Raw genomic sequence first — 19375 nt, 5'->3', positions numbered from 1 at the left:
GGATAATCGCTACTCCTGCTTTAATTGATAAATATCTTTCAGGTTTCTGCCTAAACCATCATAGTCTAAGCCATAACCTACCACGAATTTTTCGGGGATTTCGAAACCAGTGTATTTCACCGTAACATCTCTCTGGAGACAGTCTGGCTTAACCAAAAGAGAAGCAACTTCAACACTAGCAGCCCCCATTTTGTTTAACTCATTTACTATGCCTTCCATCGTAATTCCTGTATCTACAATGTCTTCTACCACAACGACCTCACGGCCTTCAATAGCTTCATTTAAACCAATCAGCTCTTTGGTTTTTCCTTGGCTTTGCATGCCGCTGTAAGAAGAAACCTTAATGAAAGTAATTTCTGCATCTATGTTGATGCTCTTCATTAAATCGCTAGCGAACATAAAGGAACCATTGAGCACACCTATTAGCAGAGGCTTTTTGCTGGCAAAGTCTACAGATAGCCTTTGGCCTAACTCGGCAATTTTAGACTGAATTTGCTCATCTGAGATGAAGAGTTCAAAGGTTTTATCGTGAACAGTAACTGAGGGTAAAGGCATTATAATTTCTGCATCAAAGTTGAATATAACTGAATCATACTAGCAATATCAGCTTTATGAACAATTTCGTCTGGGCTGTGCACATTATCTTCTGGAGCACCCACAAAACACCAGTCGAATGGATAGGGAGCAGACTGTAATTCCTTACCATCGCTTCCTCCGGCACCTTCAACCTCTAATTGAAAAGGGATACCTGATTCTTCAGCAATGTTGATGATTTTATTGACGAAAGATCTTCTTGGAATGCTTCTATCGCGCATAGAAATAGCAACGCCTTCACCATGAACCACTCCTTCGGTTATCCAAGTAATGTCAGAAATCAGCGATTGCATTACACCCCACTTTTCTGCCATATATTTGGCTAAATAGGCCACTGAGCCTCCGCCATGCTCTTCCCAGCAAGAAAATACAATGAGTCCATTTTCTAAGGTTTCGGCTACCTTTAGCGCATTGAAAACTCCCAATCTGTTATCTAAATAACAAGACTGCACAAAGTCTTCAGTTTCTCTAAAGTCTGACTTGAATACAAGCTCAGTGCCTCTCTCGATAGCCCTACCAAATTTGTAATGTAAGTCACCATCGTTTTCAACTAGCTCACACTCTATTGGGCCCAATTTATCTTCACCAACAAGTTTATAACCAGTTTCAGCTTTGGGTCCTCCAATAGGAACCAATTGATCGTGGTACCTAACCGTGAAGCCAATACTATCAACATGAGCGAAAATGGCGGTTTTTGGTTCGCCAAACTTCAGCATAAGGCAGTCTTGAAACTCCGGACCGTGTATTACTTCAGGTTGAACTTTCCAACCAGACTGATTCTCTTTAACATAGTTCAGTAGGAAATCTTTCATGGCCACCTCATTACCAGAAGGTGCATGAACCTTGCAGAGTTCTTTCAGCAAAGAAAAGTCGAGCTTTTGCATGCTGCAAAAATAGGGTTCATGCCTAGAATATTGGCAGCTACCTTAATAAAAGTATAACTTGCGGTCGATTTTGAAGAGCATGTTCATACTAGACCAGCACAGTTCCATTGCCTGTCAATATTTGGCCGAAATAAGGGATGTTGAAACCCAGAAAGATCCGTTGAGATTTAGACAGAACTTGAGAAGGCTGGGACAGTTACTGGCTTACGAGATTTCAAAAACACTTCATTTTGAATCTCGAGAAATTGAAACTCCTCTTACTAAAAGCAGTGCAAAGTTTTTGAAAGATGATGTTGTGGTGATAAGTATTCTTAGAGCCGCATTACCTTTTAGTCAAGGTTTTCAAGATTTGTTCGACAGGGCAGAGTTTGGCTTTATTGGTGCTGCTAGGCTACCCCATGCCGCCAATGAACCTGTAGAAATAGGGTTGAACTATTTGGCCACACCAAACCTTAACGAGAAAACCGTAATAGTGGTAGACCCGATGTTGGCAACAGGAAAATCTATAGTAAAGAGTATTGAAAGCCTTTTTGAGAATGGCAAACCAAAGTCTCTTCATATTGCCACAACAATTGCTGCCCCAGAAGGAGTTAGTTATGTGAAGGACAATCTCAACACGGCATACAACCTGTGGTCATGTGCCCTTGATGAAAAACTCAATGAAAAGTATTATATCGTGCCGGGATTAGGGGATGCCGGAGATCTTGCCTTCGGTCAGAAACTGTGAGTTAATGCTGCTAGAAGTTTTTTTACTGATTATTGGACTCGTACTATTGATTTTTGGAGGTGACTTTCTTGTGAAAGGCGCTTCTAGAATTGCCTTGCGTTTTAACGTAAGCCCTATGGTAATAGGTCTCACCATAGTAGCCTTTGGAACATCTGCCCCAGAGTTGCTTGTATCGCTTAATGCTGCTTTTAAAGAAGTGCCAGACTTTGCAATGGGTAATGTGGTTGGCTCTAATATTTCCAATTTAGGTTTGGTTTTAGGAGTGACCTGCCTGTTGGGTTATATACCCATTCATAAAGGAACTGCCGCTCGCGATTGGCTGGTGGCCATGGTTAGCAGTATTCTACTCTTCATTTTTGTGCAAGATCAGGCGCTAGAATTCTGGGAGGGACTCATCTTGTTCATATGCCTAATTATTTACCTGATCGTTCTATTTATAAAAACCAGAAAAGATAAAGTAAAACTAGATTACACTATTGAGCCAGATAAGGACTCCAAGTTCGAAAGAATGAAAGATGTCTTCCTTTTAGCTCTAGGCGGTGTTTTTCTTTATTTCGGATCGAACTGGTTTATAGATGGTGCGGCAGATATAGCTACTGATTTTGGCGTTTCTCAAAGAATTATAGGACTTACTATTTTAGCTATTGGTACCAGCTTACCCGAACTTTTCACCTCAATTATTGCCGCAAGAAAAGGAGAAACCGACTTAGCTTTAGGCAACCTCTTGGGCTCTAACATTTTCAACGTTCTTTCCATTCTAGGAATTACCAGTATTATTCACCCATTAGAGGTGAATGAAATGATTATTTCTAGCGATATGATTTGGATGCTCGGTATAACCCTGTGCATTCTTCCGTTAATGCTTCTACGTAAGAGACTAGGCACGCCATCGGGTATTATCTTGTTGGCAATTTACGTTACCTACATTGTTGTGATTCTTTAGAATGGCTGCCGAATTATTAAAATACCTTGGCTTATACTTACTGGCCTGCCTTAAGTCGATTTTTCCACCGCTGCTTGGGCCAGCGGCAGGTTTAAGTCCTCTAGAAATTATTCTGATAACGCTGGCAGGGCTTATGACAAGCGTTCTGGTTTTTAACTTTCTGGGTGAAAGAATAAAGAAGCAAGTCATTCCTATTTTCGTGAAGAACCCGAAGAAATTTTCACCCAAAAGCCGAAGAATGGTGAGGATCTGGAAAAAATACGGTGTGATTGGCGTGTGCTTTTTAACACCACTTATTCTATCTCCTCCAGGTGGAGCATTGCTTGTGGCTTCAGTTGGAGCACCACGCAAACAAGTATTCCTCTATATGTTTCTTTTTGGCATCTTCTGGTCCGTAATCTGGACTTTCTCCGTTGATTGGCTGATCCAGATTGGCTTGGTTGGTTAAAGTTTGGAGGTTACTGTGTTTAGAAGTTTCTAGGTTACGAAGTTTTGAAGTCGACTTCTCTAACATCAAAACATCAACACATACAAACATCGTAACATTACTCCTGATCTTCGTCAGGTAACATCTCAATATCTTGAATTAGCACCCTTTTGGAAATGGCCTGACCTGTCATTGTTGCGGCAAGTCCGCCCATGGCAGTTTCTTTGTAGCGCGTTTCCATACTTTGGCCTACCTCGCCCATGGCTTCAACACACTCATCTACTGGAATAACTCCGCTTACATCGGCTAGGGCAATTTGTGCCGAACTATTGGCAATAGCGGCTGCGCTGGCATTTCTCACTACGCATGGTACTTCTACCAAACCTGCTACCGGGTCGCAAATAAGGCCCAACATGCACTGAATGGTTATAGCCACAGCATTAAACACCTGATCGACAGAGCCTCCCATGCAATACACCATGGCACCAGAAGCCATAGCAGCAGCACTTCCGGTTTCTGCCTGGCAACCACCAACAGCCCCTGCAATTGATGCCCTTTTTTCCATAATCAAGGCAATACCAGCACTTACCAAAAGGCCTTCATGAATCTTACGGTCTTCCACTTTGTGTAACTCCTGGAAAGTGACCATTACCCCAGGAATAATGCCTGAAGCGCCAGCCGTTGGAGCAGCCACCACTCTTCCCATACAGGAGTTGACTTCCTTGGCCGCAAGAGCTCTGGAAATAAGCACTTGAAATTCTTTAGAGAGAATTGGTGTGTGATAGTTGAAAACCTTCTTTGCTCCATTATTGATCATTCCAGAGCGTGAAGTCATATCTTGACTTAGGCCTGTTTGAACAGCGTCTTTCATCACCTTATAGGCATTGTCTAAACCTGCCCAAATCATCTCTTCAGATGCCTCCTTTTCAGAAACTTCATATTCAATTACGGCTTCGTAAAGCTCCATATCATGCTTGGCACAATAGTCTTTCCAGCCTTGAAAGTTTTCGAACAAAAAACACATAATTTCCTCCTTTGGCACAAAGCTAATGAATAGATGGGAAACGATTGAATAATGATGGAGGAGTCCTGATTTAGATGGGGATTCAGCTAGCGCTGCCGTTTTTTCATTCTAGAGTTATGGAGAAAACTACCCACCTAGGCCGATCCCTCCGCTACGGTCGGGATAGAAAAGGATAATAGTCGCAGACAACCTATTGAAACTTCTCTATAAAACTTCGAAAGCTAAGCTTGTAACTCTGGCTAATGGGCAGAAACTCTTCTCCCACTTTTACCCTATCGTTGGAAATGGACTCTATGTGCTGAGCGTTTATAATGAACGACTGGTGAATTCTTACAAATTGCTTACCCTTTAATTCTTCCTCCAAGTCTTTCATATTCATAAGGCTCATTACCTTTTTATCTCTAAGCATGAACATCACATAATCCTTCTGCCCTTTTACATAGAGAATCTCATTCAACTTGAGCTTGACCAATTCTCTTCCATCCTTAACAAAAAGAAAGTCTGATTCAGAGGCTTGAGATAAATCAATAGACTTTGGCTGAAGAGCTGCCTGCACTTTATTGACTGACTTAAGAAATCGAAGAAAGTCGAATGGCTTCAGCAGATAATCCACAGCATCTAGCTCAAATCCATCTATGGCGTATTCAGAAAAAGCAGTCGTAAAAACCACCTTAGGTGCATTTCTCAAGCTGTTTAGCATTTCAATCCCGGTAATGCCCGGCATCTTAATATCTAGAAAAATGAAATCAACAGCTTGAGTATTTAGGTATTGAAGAGCCTCTACACCGTTTGAAAAATCGCCCATAACCTCAAGGTTTGGTACGCGACTGCAAAAGTCTAAAAGGAGCTTTCGAGCGAAGGGTTCATCATCAATAATCAGGCAAGTCAAACTCATTAGTCCTTCAAAATTAGTTGAACAGAAAACTTATCGGAAGCTTCTTGAATATTGAGTTCATGCCTTTTGGGATAGCTCAGCCCCAACCTCTTTTTAAGATTCTTCAACCCAAAACCCGAAGCTTCATAATTTCCAACTGACTTTTCTTTCAAGCTATTTTCAACCTTAAATTCCAACCTTCCCTTTTCAGAATGAAGCGAGATAATTATCCAGTTTTCATCCTGTTGATCACTGATTCCATGCTTAAAGGCATTTTCTACCAAGGGAATAAAGATGAGTGGAGCTATTTTCATCTGCTTATCAACCGTTGAAATATCGAACTTCAAATTGAAAGTCTTATTTAATCTAATGGCTTCCAAGTCTAAATAATCTTGAATATAGTCAACCTCCTTGGCCAAAGTCACGCTCGGTTTATTCGACTCGTAGATCATGTAGCGCATAATATTGGAAAGCTTCACAATCACTTCTGTGGCCTGATCGCTCTTAATCTGACTGAGATAGTTGAGATTGTGCAGCGTATTGAAGAGAAAGTGCGGGTTAATCTGGGCTTTTAGGTAGTTGATCTCTGCATTCAGTTTTTCATTCTCCAATTCCTTCTTCTGACTTTCCAGAACAAAGCGATCTATGGTAAACTTGATCAGGGAGATAAACACAATGAAGGAAATCAAAGTCCAAAGCATGCTGAGTACCCTGGCCAAAGTCCACTCATTGTAGTATGTCGTTTGAAAGATTCCGCTAATTAGCTGACTCTCCAACCAGCCTCTGCCTATGATGCAAAGTGCCAATAGAAGAATGAGCCCCAGTGTATAGATTACTCTTTTCCTTTTCTGAAAAAGTAATGGTAATAGTAAGAAGTAATGGGCATAAGCACCAATAAGGCTAAATATATGCTGACACACTATCAGCCGAACTGCCATATTGATTGGAATGTCATTAGCATAATCGAATACCTTAAAAAGGGCGAAAATCACCCAAAAGGAGACATGTAGAAGAACAATATTGCGCCTGTCGACCCATTTCATTAATTGCAAATAACGCATTCTCAGCATTATGAGTCACGTTACTCGACACTTCCTGCAATTTGATCGACATCTGACATCAATCTACTGAACCAGTCTGGTTGCCGATTTTTAACTTGGAGAACATCTATTAGCTGAACATTGGAAAATTGGAGGGTGCTAATTGGCGCCATGAAAAGGTCAGCAATACTAATTATGATGCTGCTAGCGAGTCTAGCACAAGCCCAAAAGGTCGATACCATACGAATGGGGCATCGGTTCAAACAGTTCAAAAACTTAGAATTAGGTACCGTAACAGATGTGGTTTACAACGAGATGGGTGGAAAACTCAACGCTTCAATCAAAAAGCGAACAACGGAAATTGTCAATGTCAATGGTAGTGAATTTGTGAAAATCACCCACGAATGGAATTCACCCAATGAGCAATGGTCTGGTAAGTTTGAATACCTCTGCGAGCCATTCACCATGAAGCCGGTTCAGCACATTCGTAAAACGAAGATGCAGGGGCTGGAAGCTTTTAGTTTCTTCAACAATTCTATTTCAGGCTTAGACAGTGCTCAAAACAACAAGCAAGAAGGCTTTCAACTTAAATTGGCAGAACCCACCTACAATTGGGAAGTAGACTTGGAAACTTACTCGCTACTCCCAATGAGTGAAGGAAAAACCTTTGTGATGAATTTTTATCACCCAGGAAGCCCAACACCCCCTGCATTTTACAACCTAAAGGTTGAAGGTGGCGACAAACTCACGCTCCCTAATGGTGAAACGCTCGATTGCTGGGTGATTTTCACAGATTATGGTGGTACACAACCTACTCGATTCTGGTACACAAAGAAGGGTCAAAACTTTGTGAAAATGGAAGGTCAGTATAATCAGGTCAAGATTTACAAAACACGGCTTTACTAGCGGAAACAATTTTTATCTTTGCGGCATGGAATTACAGAACGATCTACTGATCAGAGCGGCAAAGGGTGAAAAAGTGGAAAGAACCCCGGTTTGGCTTATGCGCCAGGCCGGTAGAATTCTTCCTGAATATAGAGCGGTAAGAAATAGCCTAAGCGGCTTCATTGAATTGGCTCAAACGCCTGAACTAGCTGCAGAAGTTACTATTCAGCCTGTAGACATTCTGGGTGTTGATGCAGCCATTATCTTCTCAGATATCCTTGTAATTCCGGAAGCCATGGGTCTTCCTTATGAAATGGTTGAGAAAAAAGGGCCAAGATTCCCTAAAACCATTTCTACCGATGAAGACTTAAAGGCACTTAAAAAAGCTGATGCTGAAAGCGACTTGGGTTATGTACTTGAGGCTATCAAAATCACCAAAAAAGAGCTTAATGGGAGAGTGCCTTTAATCGGTTTTGCCGGTGCTCCTTGGACTATCTTCTGCTATATGGTAGAAGGCCATGGCAGTAAAACTTTCTCCAAAGCAAGGAGAATGTTGTACAACGACCCAATGATGGCCGATCAGCTTTTGAAGCTAATCACAGATTCAACCATTGAATATCTGAAAGCTCAGATAAAGGCCGGAGCAGACATTGTTCAAGTTTTCGATTCTTGGGCTGGAATTCTCGGGCCAGAGCAATACCAGAGATTCTCAATGAAATACATCGCTGAAATCTGCGATGCGATTACCGAGGTTCCTGTAACCGTGTTCAGTAAAGGTGCTTTCTTTGCCCGTTCCGAAATGAGACACCTGAATTGTGAGACCATCGGTTTAGACTGGAGCATGGACATTCAGAATTCTCGCAGACTGATTGGTGAGAACAAAACCCTCCAAGGTAATTTAGACCCTTGTGCGCTTTACGCTCCTGATGTGGAAATTGAAAAAGCCACGAAGAAGATGCTTGATGAGTTTGGTACTAGCAGACACATTGCCAACCTTGGCCATGGTGTTTACCCAGATATCGACCCAAATAAAGTGAAAGTCTTTATTAATACGGTGAAGGAGTATAGCGCTAAGTTGAGGTCTACTGAAATATGAGTTTCCTGAGTCTTCTTTTAATTGCAACTCAATTAATCTCTTCAGAACCTGTAGTTGAGAAGATAGAAGACTCTGAACTGATTTCACTTTTCAACTCTCTGGAAACGGAAAACCGATATACCAATGAAGATATCTCATTGAGCATATTTAAAAAATCGAATCCTCCGGGTTCAGCTGGTATTTCAGGAGGACACGAAATAAGTTACTCCTTTTACCTAGCTGTTTCTGAATATGATGAATATCCAGCTCAGAGTTTATTCCTTATAGGTGGTTTTATTAATCCTCAATACACAGTGGAAACAAACGAAAAGTATTTGGCTTTAAACGTTAAGTATGGTGTTTTTAATGATCGAAAGTCAAAAACCTATAAGGTTACACTAAACAAAGTTTCAGTCTTGAATCCATAGTTTTCATCAACGAGAATTAAGGCTTCTCTTCCTCATTATCCCCATAGGAGTCTCCTAATGATCGGTCTTAACCCAGTCTGCTCAGCGAGAGATTCTGAGCGGGAAAATGTAACTTTTAGATACGGAAAACCGCCATTGATTGTGTCTTCACAATTAATTTCTGGAGACCCTATGGAGGCACAGCTTATGGCAGGTGTATTAAGACTCCTCAAAAGCTGTCGTTTCAGGTTATTTAACCCGCTGCATATTCTTTGTTCTTCTCTTCGATTGAAGTATATTCCATATTCAACCTTAGTATTATGAAGAAGACCTTATCCCTGTTTTGCCTTTCTTTCCTTTTTTTCGGACTAACCTCCATCTCGCCTAGCAACGATTCTAAACCCAAACTTTCAGACGAAGTGCTAGAGCTTGCCAAAGAAGTTGAGCCTAAAGTAATCGAATGGAGACATTGGATTCACGAAAACGCTGAACTCTCTAATCGCGAATTCAAAACCGCAGCTTATATAGCCGCACACCTTAAAAGCTTAGGTATTGAGGTTCAAGAAGGAGTTGCCAAAACAGGAGTAGTAGGAATTCTGAAAGGAGGGAAGCCAGGGCCTACTATTGGCTTACGTGCCGATATGGATGGGCTTCCTGTAAAGGAAAGGGTAGATCTGCCATGGGCTTCTAAACAAATGGGAGAATATAATGGCGAACCCGTTCCTGTAATGCATGCTTGTGGTCACGATACGCATGTGGCCATTCTAATGGGTGTTGCCGAAGTGTTAAGTCGGGTAAAAAAGGATATTCAAGGCACTGTAAAGTTCGTATTTCAACCTGCGGAAGAAGGTGCTCCTGCTGGTGAAGAAGGTGGGGCAGCACTTATGGTGAAGGAAGGAGTAACCAAAGGAATGGATGTGATTTTCGGTCTGCACATCAACTCACAAACTGAAGTTGGTAAAGTTATGTACAGACCCAATGGCATTATGGCTGCCGTTAATAGCTTCGAAATCAAAATTAAAGGGAAACAAACGCATGGTTCAACGCCCTGGACAGGTATAGACCCTGTAGTAACCGCGGCACAGATCATCAATAATGCTCAGACTATTGTTAGTAGAAGTTTACCGCTCACCACCGCTGCTGCCGTTCTCACCTTCGGTAAAATTGAAGGAGGTGTAAGAAGTAACATTATACCTGAAGAGGTAAATATGGTGGGCACCATCAGAACTTTAGATGCAGATATGAGGGAAACACTTTTCGAGCGATTCAGAACCATAGTGCAAAATACAGCCGAAAGCAATGGTGCGGAAGCTACGCTTTCTATCGATCAGGGTTATCCTGTAACTTACAATGACCCTCAGCTTACGGCAATGATGGGCAGTACATTTGTTGAAGTTATTGGTGCCGAAAACGTCAACTCAAATATGAACGCCATTACTGGGGCAGAAGACTTCTCATTCTTTCAGCAAGAAATACCGGGGCTGTTCTTCTTTTTAGGTGGAATGCCAAAAGGCCAAGACCCTGCAAAAGCTGCTCCACATCATACGCCAGACTTTTATGTAGATGATGCCGGAATGCTAGACGGTATCAAACTCATGAGCAGATTAGTGGTAGACTATGCTGAGAAGGTGAATTAAGAGGTAATGTAAAAGGCGGTCTCAAAAGCTAACTCTCATTCCCGACCCCGTACCGACATATCGGGAGGGAATCTCCCAAAAGTGGCTCCAAAGGCCAATAGAGATTCTCAGTCAAGCTGGGAATGACGATAATCGTAACTTTTGAGACACCTCTTTTCTTTTGGTGCTACTTCTTTTTTGTTGCGCCAATTAATGACTCAAAGTCTGTTAGTAAACCAATAGTCAGATTACTGTCATCTAAGTTATTAACATCGACTTGACCATCCTTATACTTGAAGAGCGTTTTAAATGGAGTTTTAGGTAACTCTACTCCAAGTGCAATGCTATAATTCAGCTTTATTTTCTGGTCAGGGTTTATCGATTCACTGAAATCGTAATATGCATTTGACTCTAGAATTAAAGAGTAATTATCGAACACGGGAATGTTGTAGTACAAGTTGGCATATACTTGGCCAGAGAACTCATTTTCAGACTCAGCTCCCATCCGCATATTTTCGAACTCATTATAAATCTTTCCTCCAACATTAAGCACTGGCTTTAAGCGCAATCTATTGCTTCCGTAGGTTAAGTTTACCAAGTTGCTGATCAGCTTCTCATAAGAAAAATTGAAGGCAACTCTGCCACTGGTGAATGTTTGATTTCCTTCCACCCCTAACCTAGCCATTATTTGAGCGTCACTTTCTCCAGAAATATTGAAGTTGACAGGGTACACATAAAGGTAGTTGAGCGAATCTTTAGCATTTGTGCTAACTCTTCCCTTTGCGTAAAACACAATGGGTTTTGCATCAGATTTTTTAGCCTTACCACTACCTAATGAATAACTCTGGTGAAAGCTGAAGTCGGCATTCAACTCCATATTGTCTATATCGCTTTCACTTTTTGGAGTAAAGCTCCAATTGAAGGAGTTGTTAGCATAGGCATAATCTCCTCCAAAGGCAGAGAAATACATATCCATGATGCTTTTGTCAATACTAATCTTTCCTAAAGACTGCGTTTCTAAATCCGCTTTTTCAATGGTTGCTGTTGTTCCGCCATTTAATGTAAGGATTATGTCACTTTTAGGACTTAGATAAACATTAGACTTTGTGTTCTGCAGAAGGACTAGTTCATACTTAGAGAGTCCACTAATTTCCACCTGAATATTCTGGTTCTGAAACCTCGTCTTTACAGAAATATCAGGGTTTTGAAATAACTCTTTACCATTGGCATAGAAGGCAAAACTGTTTTCACTTTTGTCAAACGCCAAAAGAGTTGCAAGCTGATTAATATTAGAATTGATTCCCAGATCACCTATTAAGACGTTGATTTTTGGAGGATTTGGGGTGTCTACCACTGTTTTAAAGGTATACTGAGCCTGTGCTTGAGCACAAACCAACAGTAAAATTACTATTAGCTTCTTCATGACTTATCGGGGTCCTGTACTATAATTAGTAGAAACATAATCGATGCAATCTTTTACAATGGTCCATCCAGAAAAAATGGTTGGGTTGAGGATAACATCATACATATACTGGTTATAAGTAGTATCTCCATCAGTCACAGGAATGGACTGAATATTCGTTTTTATCTTCTCTAGAAAGACACTTTGGTATGTAGGCTGGAAGTTATTGAAGCTGAACTCTTCAAAATCACCATCAAAATCGCCTACCGATTCTAAGGCAGGCTTAACTACCTGAATTTTAATAACATCGCGTGTTAATGACATTGGTTTGTGGTTTAATTGTTAGAATAGTTGAATGAATTGAAATTTTAAGTGGCCTGTTTCTCTTCTGTCTCATGCCTTTTGGCCACCAGCGTAGTGAGACAGCTGGAGCTGTTGAGTTGATCTTCCCAGTACATTCCATGTGCACGAATACCAGAAAGCATTATAAACCCTATAAGGTTGAATCTTTTCTTTGGGAGCACATTAAAAGGTAAGTTCTCTGGAGTGACTCCGTTAGCTGTAACTGATAAATTGGCAGGGCCAACCTGATGATCTTTCCTAAAGTTGGAAGAGAGAATGTCTGCAGCAGAATATATATTATACCACTTTCTGAGGTTAATAGCCTTAAACTCTCTTTCTTCATAATAACTTTTCCAATACAGTCTTACAAAGTCGTAAGGACACCCGATAGTGACTAAGTGAGTAATTTTGGCTGCAACTCTATGGCTTGTTGCTCCAACCATTGGAAACATTGTATCAAGAGCCACCATGGTTCCGAAACTGTAGGCAATGATTGTAACCTGATCGTAATCATTTTCATCTTCACACACCTTTTCAAGTAGCTCTTCAAACTTGCCTGTAAGGTTCAGCCTATTTTTACCAGCACTGAAATACCTGATCATGCAAATAAATTGGGTAGCCATTTCGGTGATAAAGAACTTGATGTCTGGCATAACCAAATAGAAAAGAGCAAAGAAGCCAATCAGGTACTCTGCTTTTCCTCTTAAGAGGGAATAGAATGATTCTATTGCTTGGCCTAGCTTATAGTTTTCTAAAAAATGCTTGAACTGAGGAAGGTTTTTTACATCAACAAGATCGCCAATTGCTACAGGAAATGACGCCACCAATAGTACTCCGAACAGTGTAAGAATTCCCAAAATAAAGGCTGCATATAAAAACTGCCCTGAATGTCCTTCTGAAATACCACCACGCTGTTTAAAGAGCTTGCGTATGGTGTGCCACATTACTTTCGGTCCGTTAAGGGAAAGAATAACGCTCAGCAGAAAGGTTTTATAGATAATACTGGTCTTTCGAAACTCAGTGGTTAGCTCTTCTATATAGCTATACTCATAGATATCAATGATGTGCTTGGTTTCCTGATTGAGTTCTTCGAATAGGCCAGCAACCTGAGTTTTGAGGGAGCCATCTATCCCAAAGTTTTCCTCTCTAATTTTTATGGAATACTTTTTCTTCTCGTTAGGCTCATTGATGTCTACCGCCTTTACATATCGGTAGGCAAATGTGTTGAGGCTTTGGTCTGACAAACCTGAGCCCAATCCTGGCATATAGATTATGGCCTCCATGTGGTGTGTGTTTGGAGACCAAAAGTTATAAATTTTATGCGACTAATTTTCTACCCTTAAAAGGTGATTTACATGTAGTCTTCCCTAGCGGGACTGAATACATCTAATAACTGACAGTCTGTAATGGCTTTTCCAGAATGAATTTCATTGGAAGGAATAATGGCTACGTCTCCGGCTTTTAAGACTTTTGTTTCGCCTTGTAGGGTCATTTCAAATTCACCAGAAATTACTTGGGCAGCTACTTGCTCATGAACGTGAGAGTGCTCGGGCAAAACACTTCCAGCTTTGATGTCCCAATACGCCAAAGTCATATTTTCAGTATGAATCATTTTACCAGAGAAGCCTGGTAGTAGCTCTTTAGATGGAACGTCTTTGAGGTTGACAAATGGCATTAACTGAATATTTTTTGCTCTACAGCTTCTTCCAATAGGTCTTGCTTGTTAATTGGTACCACACCAACATACTCACAAACCAAGCCGCCACCAAGGTTGGCTAAAGCCGCAGTTCTTTTAGCATCTAAGCCTGCAGCTAAGGCGCAAGCCACAATACTAATTACTGTGTCACCAGCACCAGAAACATCCGAGATCTGTCTAATGTGCGCAGGAATGTGATGCGTTTCTCCATTGTCTTTGATGAAGACTCCATGCTCAGAAAGGGTTACCATAACCATTTTAGCACCAAGCGCCTCTTGTAGTGCTTTGGCTCCTGATTTAACAGAATCCATGTCTTTCGGATCTACATCGATCTTCATGCCTTCTCTTAGCTCCTTCAAGTTCGGCTTAAAGAGCGTGGCTCCTTTGTAATCTAAGAAGTTGCGCTTTTTCGGGTCCACCACGGTAGGAATACCCAGCTTATTGGCTTCTTCTATGGTTTCTGAAATGATAGCTTTATTGATTACTCCCTTATCGTAGTCTTCGAAAATGACCACATCGCATTCTGGAAGTAAGTTTCTGATGTGAGCAAGTAGGCTTTTCTGCTCAATTTCACTCATGTCTTTGTCAGACTCAGAGTCGACTCTAAGCATTTGATGAGAGCCTGCCAAAATTCTCTCTTTTACTGTGGTAACACGTTCTGAACTTGTAATGACCCCTTTGCTCGGAATACCTCTTTCGTTGAGTCTTTCAATAAAAAAATCACCATCTGCATCATCTCCAACAATGGCACAGGGAATGGGAGTAGCCCCTAAAGACTGTACATTGAGCGCTACGTTAGCAGCACCTCCAAGTCTTTTTTCTTTGCTTTTGGCTAAGACAACGGGTACAGGCGCTTCTGGAGAAATTCGGCTTACAGAACCCCAGATGTAGGAGTCTACCATTACATCGCCAATAACCAAAACCTTCAGTTTGCTGAATGCCTCAAAAAGTGATTCCGCGTTGTTAAAAGTCATTTATTTAAGTTTTGCTAGAGCTTCTTTCATTTGGCTGATGGCATTTCTTAAGTCTTCTTCTGAAGCGGCATAAGATAGCCTGATGCAGTTAGGCGCACCAAAAGCACCACCAGTAACTACCGATACTTGAGCATTCTCTAAAATATACATAGCAAGCTCATCGGCATCATTTACAGTAGTTGTTCCATCAGATTTACCAAAGTAGGCGCTCACGTCTGGAAAGAAGTAGAATGCGCCTTGAGGGACATTGGTTTTAAAACCCGGAATTTCATCGAGTAGGCCTTTTACCAAGTCTCTTCTTCGCAAGTATTCTTTGGCCATTTCTCTGGTTGGCTCTAAGTCTGTTGTTAGGGCAGTATATGCTGCACGCTGAGCAATAGAACAGTTGGCAGAGGTAAATTGTCCTTGCACCTTATTGCAAGCTTTGGCTAGCCAAAGAGGTGCGCCAATATAACCCACTCTCCAACCTGTCATGGCAAAGCCTTTGGCCATTCCGTTTACAGTTGCTGTTCTTTCTAACATGCCAGGGAGTGCACCAATGCTCATGTGAGCACCCGTATAGTTTATATGCTCATAGATTTCGTCAGAAACCACAATCATATTTTCATGTTTCAACACCACTTCTGCGATTGGTTCTAGTTCTTCTTTGGTGAAAACAGAACCAGTAGGGTTGCAAGGCGAAGAGAAAATCATGGCCTTGGTTTTTGGCGTTATAGCTGCCTCAAATTGCTCGGCAGTTACTTTGAAGTCGTTTTCGATTCCACCATTCACAAAAACAGGAACACCGCCAGCCAATTCGATTAGAGCAGAGTAGCTCACCCAGAATGGAGAAAACACCACTACCTCATCGCCTTCATTGATGATAGCTTGAAAAATGTTGGCAATAGATTGCTTCGCGCCATTAGAAACCACAATCTGATCGGCTGAGTAATCTAAACCATTTTCATTTTTGAACTTGGCAGAAATAGCCTCTCTTAAATCTTGGTAACCATTTACTGGAGGGTAAGCGAAATACTTGCCTTCATCAATCGCTTTTTTAGCACCGTCTTGAATATGCTGAGGAGTCTTAAAATCTGGCTCACCCAAACTCAAGCTAATTACATTAATACCTTTAGCTTTATACTCTCTGGCTTTTGCTGCCATGGCCAAGGTGGCCGACTCGGCCATATTCTTGATGCGGTCTGAAACAATGTTCATGTTTTCTAATCGTATATCGTTCTTGTCAAAATACTTCTACCCAGAGTAACTTCATCGGCATACTCTAGTTCTCCTCCAATAGGTATTCCTCTTGCAATAGTAGTGACTTTTATGCCTAAAGCCTTCAATTTTTTAGTGATATAAAAGGCTGTAGTATCACCTTCCATTGTTGGGTTCAACGCTAAAATTACCTCTTCAATTTTAGGCTCACTTGTATCTATTCGCTTAAACAAAGATTCAATATGTAAATCTTCTGGTCCAATGCCTTCTATTGGAGATATAACGCCTCCCAGTACATGATATAGGCCTTTGTATTGATGCGTATTTTCAATAGCCATAACATCTGGAGTGTCCTGCACTACACAAATGGTGGCTAAATCTCTTGTGATGGTTCTACAAGTACAATCTGTAGTATCTGAAATCATATGACAGGTGCCGCAATACTGCACATCTTCTCGTAAGTGAGAAAGTGCCGCAGTAAGGTTAGAGGTGGCATCTTTGTCTTGTTTGAGCAAATGCAAGACTAATCTTAAAGCTGTTTTTTTACCGATACCGGGCAGCTTTGAGATTTCTTCTATTGCATCTTCAACAATTTTTGGTGGGAAGTTCAATGTCTAGAAGGAGAAAATTTACATTACTGTTGCGGTAATTCCCGCATCCAAAATACTTTCACACATAGGTCTCAACTCGGTAAATGAGCCGTGCTTAACCGTACATTTTCCCTTGTAGTGAATGAGGAGCGTACATTGTTCCGCTTGTTCTGCAGAGTGTTTACACACCTTCATTAAGATATTGATCACATGCTCAAAAGTATTCACATCGTCATTAAAGACTACCAGATCGCACAGGTCTTCTTCAACTACTTCTTCTAACACATCAACGCTTTCTTGCTCTTTGTAGCTTAATCGCATATCTCTGAATTTTGCCTCAAATTTAATGAAAATCATTGTCTTAACCAGTTGTGAGGGTAATGGTTAATCAGAAATCAGTGTATCAGTAATTTGTCTCGTCTCCGACTTTGCGAGGAATAAACTTCGCGTCCCTAGATATCAGGAGCAGAAGATTGTGACGTGGGTCAAACTTTCTCCTAGCAATGACGGGTCAGAGAAAGATTAGGGCATCAAAATAAAACCCTGACCTCTTCTGAGATCAGGGTTCATTTATAATTTATCGAGTACTAGGTTTATTTAACCTCTTCGTACTCTACGTCTGATACATCACCAGATCCGTTGTCCGAACCAGAAGTATCACCTGCGTTAGCATCAGCACCTGGCTGTGCACCTGCAGCATCGCCTTGAGAGGCAGCGTACATCTCTTGAGCAGCACCTTCCCAAGCTTTATTCAATGCCTCAACCGCTGGGTCAATAGCATCTAAATCTTGTTTCTGGTGTACTTCTTTTAAGTGAGCAAGTGCTTCTTCGATTGGCTTCTTGTTACCTTCTGAAAGTTTGTCGCCATATTCTTTCAGTTGCTTTTCGGTTTGGAAGATCAAGGAGTCAGCAGTATTGAGTTTCTCAACTCTTTCCTTCTCCTTTTTATCCGCATCAGCATTAGCTTCAGCTTCTTGCTTCATCTTTTGGATTTCCTCATCTGTCAAGCCTGAAGAAGCTTCAATCTTAATCTTCTGCTCTTTTCCAGTTCCTTTGTCTTTAGCAGACACGTTCATGATACCGTTAGCATCAATATCGAAGGTTACCTCAATTTGAGGAACTCCTCTTGGTGCTGGTGGAATATCACTCAGGTGGAATCTACCGATGGTTCTGTTATCCTTCGCCATTGGACGCTCACCTTGTAATACGTGAATTTCTACTGAAGGCTGGTTGTCAGCCGCTGTTGAGAACACCTCAGACTTCTTAGCCGGAATAGTAGTGTTAGACTCAATCAGTTTGGTGAATACACCACCCATGGTTTCGATACCCAATGAAAGCGGAGTAACATCCAGAAGCAATACATCTTTCACTTCACCTGTTAACACACCACCCTGGATAGCAGCACCGATAGCCACAACCTCATCTGGGTTCACACCTTTAGAAGGCTTCTTACCGAAGAACTTCTCAACTTCTTCCTGAATCTTAGGAATACGGGTTGAACCTCCTACCAAGATTACTTCATCAATATCTGAAGTGCTGTAACCAGCATCTTCCAACGCCTTCTTCACAGGAGCCATTGATCTCTTCACCAGGTTATCGGCTAGTGATTCAAACTTCGCTCTTGAAAGAGTTCTTACCAAGTGTTTTGGCACACCATCAACAGGCATAATATATGGCAAGTTGATCTCAGTTGAGTTTGAAGAAGACAATTCAATTTTCGCTTTCTCTGCGGCTTCTTTCAAACGCTGAAGTGCCATTGGATCTTTAGTTAGGTCAAGACCCTCATCATTCTTGAACTCGTCAGCCAACCAGTCAATGATCACCTGGTCGAAGTCATCACCACCCAGGTGAACATCACCATTGGTAGATTTTACTTCGAATACACCATCTCCCAACTCAAGGATAGAGATATCGAAAGTACCTCCACCTAAGTCGTATACAGCAATTTTCTGATCTTTATCTTTTTTATCGAGACCATATGCTAATGATGCAGCAGTCGGCTCGTTGATAATTCTTTTTACTTCGAGACCTGCAATCTGGCCAGCCTCTTTAGTCGCTTGACGTTCAGCATCATTGAAGTAAGCAGGAACGGTAATTACCGCTTCGGTCACTTCTGTTCCAAGGTAATCCTCAGCAGTAGACTTCATTTTCTGAAGGATCATTGCTGAAAGCTCCTGAGGAGTATAATTTCTGTCACCGATTTTAACTCTTACGGTGTCATTGTTTCCTTTTTCTACTTTGTAAGAAATGCCTCTTAGTTCATTTGAAACATTTGAGTATTTCTTACCCATAAATCTCTTCACAGAGCTAATGGTGTTCAAAGGGTTTGTGATGGCCTGACGCTTGGCAGGATCACCTACTTTTCTTTCTCCATTACCATTATCCAAAAATGCCACAATGGATGGTGTGGTTCTTCGGCCTTCACTGTTAGGGATCACAACAGGCTCATTACCTTCCATCACCGCAACACATGAATTGGTAGTACCTAAGTCTATTCCAATAATTTTTCCCATGATCTATCTGTAATATTTTCTAATTCAAATCCGACTCCCATTACACAATGGTTATGCCAATCGAATTTTTCTGACAGATGGTGACACATTGACAGAAAGTAGATTTCAGAACTGATGACTTTACCGTGTAATGGACGAAAAGTCACTTGCCCTTCAATGCAGGTT

At 41.3% G+C, this 19375-nt stretch carries 21 protein-coding genes; 7 read left to right on the top strand and 14 right to left on the bottom strand.

Annotated elements, in window-relative coordinates; translation table 11 throughout:
- Positions 1-9 precede the first annotated feature (9 nt).
- Together hpt and T7867_RS05230 are read right to left on the bottom strand one after the other, a co-directional pair.
- A complete protein-coding gene (gene hpt / locus T7867_RS05235) occupies positions 10-555 on the bottom strand; it encodes a hypoxanthine phosphoribosyltransferase (RefSeq protein ID WP_322299917.1) in 546 nt (181 codons plus the stop codon).
- The gene (locus T7867_RS05230) at positions 555-1478 is read right to left on the bottom strand and encodes a M20/M25/M40 family metallo-hydrolase (RefSeq protein ID WP_068216479.1); all 924 of its coding nucleotides are present in this window, start codon (positions 1476-1478) and stop codon (positions 555-557) included. The genes hpt and T7867_RS05230 overlap by 1 nt, the downstream gene beginning before the upstream one ends.
- Before the next feature lie 79 nt (positions 1479-1557).
- On the opposite strand from T7867_RS05230, the gene upp reads away from it, so the two are divergent.
- From upp to T7867_RS05215, 3 genes are read left to right on the top strand one after another with little or no spacing between them, the layout of a single operon-like run.
- On the top strand, positions 1558-2205 hold the full coding sequence (gene upp, locus T7867_RS05225) for a uracil phosphoribosyltransferase (RefSeq protein WP_068216476.1): 648 nt from the start codon (positions 1558-1560) through the stop codon (positions 2203-2205).
- A 4-nt stretch (positions 2206-2209) separates the two neighbouring features.
- Entirely contained in the window at positions 2210-3148 is a 939-nt protein-coding gene (locus T7867_RS05220; RefSeq protein ID WP_068216474.1) for a calcium/sodium antiporter, read from the top strand.
- 1 nt (position 3149) lies between these two features.
- Positions 3150-3596, top strand: a complete 447-nt coding sequence (locus T7867_RS05215) for a hypothetical protein (protein ID WP_068216472.1) — start codon at positions 3150-3152, stop codon at positions 3594-3596.
- 97 nt (positions 3597-3693) lie between these two features.
- Here the strand turns inward: T7867_RS05215 and sdaAA are convergent, their stop codons facing one another.
- The 3 genes from sdaAA to T7867_RS05200 all read right to left on the bottom strand — a co-directional run bounded on the left by sdaAA (position 3694) and on the right by T7867_RS05200 (position 6516).
- The gene (sdaAA, locus tag T7867_RS05210; protein ID WP_273277114.1) at positions 3694-4599 is read right to left on the bottom strand and encodes an L-serine ammonia-lyase, iron-sulfur-dependent, subunit alpha; all 906 of its coding nucleotides are present in this window, start codon (positions 4597-4599) and stop codon (positions 3694-3696) included.
- Positions 4600-4789: 190 nt separating this feature from the next.
- Entirely contained in the window at positions 4790-5494 is a 705-nt protein-coding gene (locus T7867_RS05205; protein ID WP_273514555.1) for a LytR/AlgR family response regulator transcription factor, read from the bottom strand.
- The gene (locus T7867_RS05200; protein WP_273514557.1) at positions 5494-6516 is read right to left on the bottom strand and encodes a sensor histidine kinase; all 1023 of its coding nucleotides are present in this window, start codon (positions 6514-6516) and stop codon (positions 5494-5496) included. Before T7867_RS05200 ends, T7867_RS05205 begins: the two co-directional genes overlap by 1 nt.
- A 168-nt stretch (positions 6517-6684) precedes the next feature.
- On the opposite strand from T7867_RS05200, the gene T7867_RS05195 reads away from it, so the two are divergent.
- The 4 genes from T7867_RS05195 (at position 6685) to T7867_RS05180 (ending at position 10517) form a co-directional block, all read left to right on the top strand.
- Complete coding sequence (locus tag T7867_RS05195; protein ID WP_273514558.1) at positions 6685-7419, top strand: hypothetical protein; 735 nt, start codon at positions 6685-6687, stop codon at positions 7417-7419.
- A 25-nt stretch (positions 7420-7444) separates the two neighbouring features.
- Positions 7445-8494 (top strand): uroporphyrinogen decarboxylase, encoded by a 1050-nt coding sequence (gene hemE / locus T7867_RS05190; protein ID WP_273514561.1) that lies wholly within the window; start codon positions 7445-7447, stop codon positions 8492-8494.
- Positions 8491-8901, top strand: a complete 411-nt coding sequence (locus tag T7867_RS05185; protein ID WP_273277575.1) for a hypothetical protein — start codon at positions 8491-8493, stop codon at positions 8899-8901. Before hemE ends, T7867_RS05185 begins: the two co-directional genes overlap by 4 nt.
- Positions 8902-9200: 299 nt before the next feature.
- Complete coding sequence (locus T7867_RS05180; RefSeq protein WP_068216459.1) at positions 9201-10517, top strand: amidohydrolase; 1317 nt, start codon at positions 9201-9203, stop codon at positions 10515-10517.
- Positions 10518-10683: 166 nt separating this feature from the next.
- Here T7867_RS05180 and T7867_RS05175 read toward each other — a convergent pair whose 3' ends face one another.
- From T7867_RS05175 to dnaK, 9 genes are all read right to left on the bottom strand, one after another.
- A complete protein-coding gene (locus T7867_RS05175; protein ID WP_068216457.1) occupies positions 10684-11919 on the bottom strand; it encodes a hypothetical protein in 1236 nt (411 codons plus the stop codon).
- A gap of 3 nt (positions 11920-11922) precedes the next feature.
- Entirely contained in the window at positions 11923-12222 is a 300-nt protein-coding gene (locus tag T7867_RS05170) for a hypothetical protein (RefSeq protein WP_068216455.1), read from the bottom strand.
- Between the two features lie 44 nt (positions 12223-12266).
- Positions 12267-13523, bottom strand: coding sequence for a hypothetical protein (locus T7867_RS05165; protein WP_068216453.1), 1257 nt, complete (start codon positions 13521-13523; stop codon positions 12267-12269).
- Between the two features lie 68 nt (positions 13524-13591).
- Positions 13592-13915 carry a cupin domain-containing protein gene (locus T7867_RS05160; RefSeq protein WP_068216451.1) on the bottom strand — a complete coding sequence of 108 codons (324 nt, stop codon included), beginning with the start codon at positions 13913-13915 and terminating at the stop codon, positions 13592-13594.
- Positions 13915-14910: a bifunctional heptose 7-phosphate kinase/heptose 1-phosphate adenyltransferase gene (locus T7867_RS05155; RefSeq protein WP_068216449.1), complete on the bottom strand. Its 996-nt coding sequence runs from the start codon at positions 14908-14910 to the stop codon at positions 13915-13917. Before T7867_RS05155 ends, T7867_RS05160 begins: the two co-directional genes overlap by 1 nt.
- On the bottom strand, positions 14911-16107 hold the full coding sequence (locus T7867_RS05150) for a pyridoxal phosphate-dependent aminotransferase (RefSeq protein WP_068216447.1): 1197 nt from the start codon (positions 16105-16107) through the stop codon (positions 14911-14913).
- Between the two features lie 5 nt (positions 16108-16112).
- On the bottom strand, positions 16113-16718 hold the full coding sequence (gene recR / locus T7867_RS05145; protein WP_068216445.1) for a recombination mediator RecR: 606 nt from the start codon (positions 16716-16718) through the stop codon (positions 16113-16115).
- Positions 16719-16736: 18 nt separating this feature from the next.
- A complete protein-coding gene (locus tag T7867_RS05140) occupies positions 16737-17054 on the bottom strand; it encodes an ATP-dependent Clp protease adaptor ClpS (RefSeq protein WP_394364962.1) in 318 nt (105 codons plus the stop codon).
- A 236-nt stretch (positions 17055-17290) separates the two neighbouring features.
- Positions 17291-19210: a molecular chaperone DnaK gene (dnaK, locus tag T7867_RS05135; RefSeq protein WP_068216443.1), complete on the bottom strand. Its 1920-nt coding sequence runs from the start codon at positions 19208-19210 to the stop codon at positions 17291-17293.
- Between the last annotated feature and the right edge of the window lie 165 nt (positions 19211-19375).

Source organism: Roseivirga spongicola, assembly GCF_034376045.1.
GTDB classification, from domain to species: Bacteria; Bacteroidota; Bacteroidia; order Cytophagales; family Cyclobacteriaceae; genus Roseivirga; species Roseivirga spongicola.
Note: the sequence above shows the minus strand (reverse complement) of the source record. Positions and strands in the feature narration are given on the sequence as shown.

Bases quoted from the DNA above. Each gene is read 5' to 3' on its own strand.
- T7867_RS05215 (WP_068216472.1), top strand. From the start codon at position 3,150: ATGGCTGCCGAATTATTAAAATACCTTGGCTTATACTTACTGGCCTGC.
- dnaK (WP_068216443.1), bottom strand. From the start codon at position 19,210: ATGGGAAAAATTATTGGAATAGACTTAGGTACTACCAATTCATGTGTT.
- T7867_RS05155 (WP_068216449.1), bottom strand. From the start codon at position 14,910: ATGACTTTTAACAACGCGGAATCACTTTTTGAGGCATTCAGCAAACTG.
- T7867_RS05165 (WP_068216453.1), bottom strand. From the start codon at position 13,523: ATGGAGGCCATAATCTATATGCCAGGATTGGGCTCAGGTTTGTCAGAC.
- hemE (WP_273514561.1), top strand. From the start codon at position 7,445: ATGGAATTACAGAACGATCTACTGATCAGAGCGGCAAAGGGTGAAAAA.
- T7867_RS05140 (WP_394364962.1), bottom strand. From the start codon at position 17,054: ATGATTTTCATTAAATTTGAGGCAAAATTCAGAGATATGCGATTAAGC.
- T7867_RS05150 (WP_068216447.1), bottom strand. From the start codon at position 16,107: ATGAACATTGTTTCAGACCGCATCAAGAATATGGCCGAGTCGGCCACC.
- T7867_RS05185 (WP_273277575.1), top strand. From the start codon at position 8,491: ATGAGTTTCCTGAGTCTTCTTTTAATTGCAACTCAATTAATCTCTTCA.
- sdaAA (WP_273277114.1), bottom strand. From the start codon at position 4,599: ATGTGTTTTTTGTTCGAAAACTTTCAAGGCTGGAAAGACTATTGTGCC.
- hpt (WP_322299917.1), bottom strand. From the start codon at position 555: ATGCCTTTACCCTCAGTTACTGTTCACGATAAAACCTTTGAACTCTTC.
- T7867_RS05170 (WP_068216455.1), bottom strand. From the start codon at position 12,222: ATGTCATTAACACGCGATGTTATTAAAATTCAGGTAGTTAAGCCTGCC.
- upp (WP_068216476.1), top strand. From the start codon at position 1,558: ATGTTCATACTAGACCAGCACAGTTCCATTGCCTGTCAATATTTGGCC.
- T7867_RS05180 (WP_068216459.1), top strand. From the start codon at position 9,201: ATGAAGAAGACCTTATCCCTGTTTTGCCTTTCTTTCCTTTTTTTCGGA.
- T7867_RS05230 (WP_068216479.1), bottom strand. From the start codon at position 1,478: ATGCAAAAGCTCGACTTTTCTTTGCTGAAAGAACTCTGCAAGGTTCAT.
- T7867_RS05160 (WP_068216451.1), bottom strand. From the start codon at position 13,915: ATGCCATTTGTCAACCTCAAAGACGTTCCATCTAAAGAGCTACTACCA.
- T7867_RS05195 (WP_273514558.1), top strand. From the start codon at position 6,685: ATGAAAAGGTCAGCAATACTAATTATGATGCTGCTAGCGAGTCTAGCA.
- T7867_RS05205 (WP_273514555.1), bottom strand. From the start codon at position 5,494: ATGAGTTTGACTTGCCTGATTATTGATGATGAACCCTTCGCTCGAAAG.
- T7867_RS05175 (WP_068216457.1), bottom strand. From the start codon at position 11,919: ATGAAGAAGCTAATAGTAATTTTACTGTTGGTTTGTGCTCAAGCACAG.
- T7867_RS05220 (WP_068216474.1), top strand. From the start codon at position 2,210: ATGCTGCTAGAAGTTTTTTTACTGATTATTGGACTCGTACTATTGATT.
- T7867_RS05200 (WP_273514557.1), bottom strand. From the start codon at position 6,516: ATGAAATGGGTCGACAGGCGCAATATTGTTCTTCTACATGTCTCCTTT.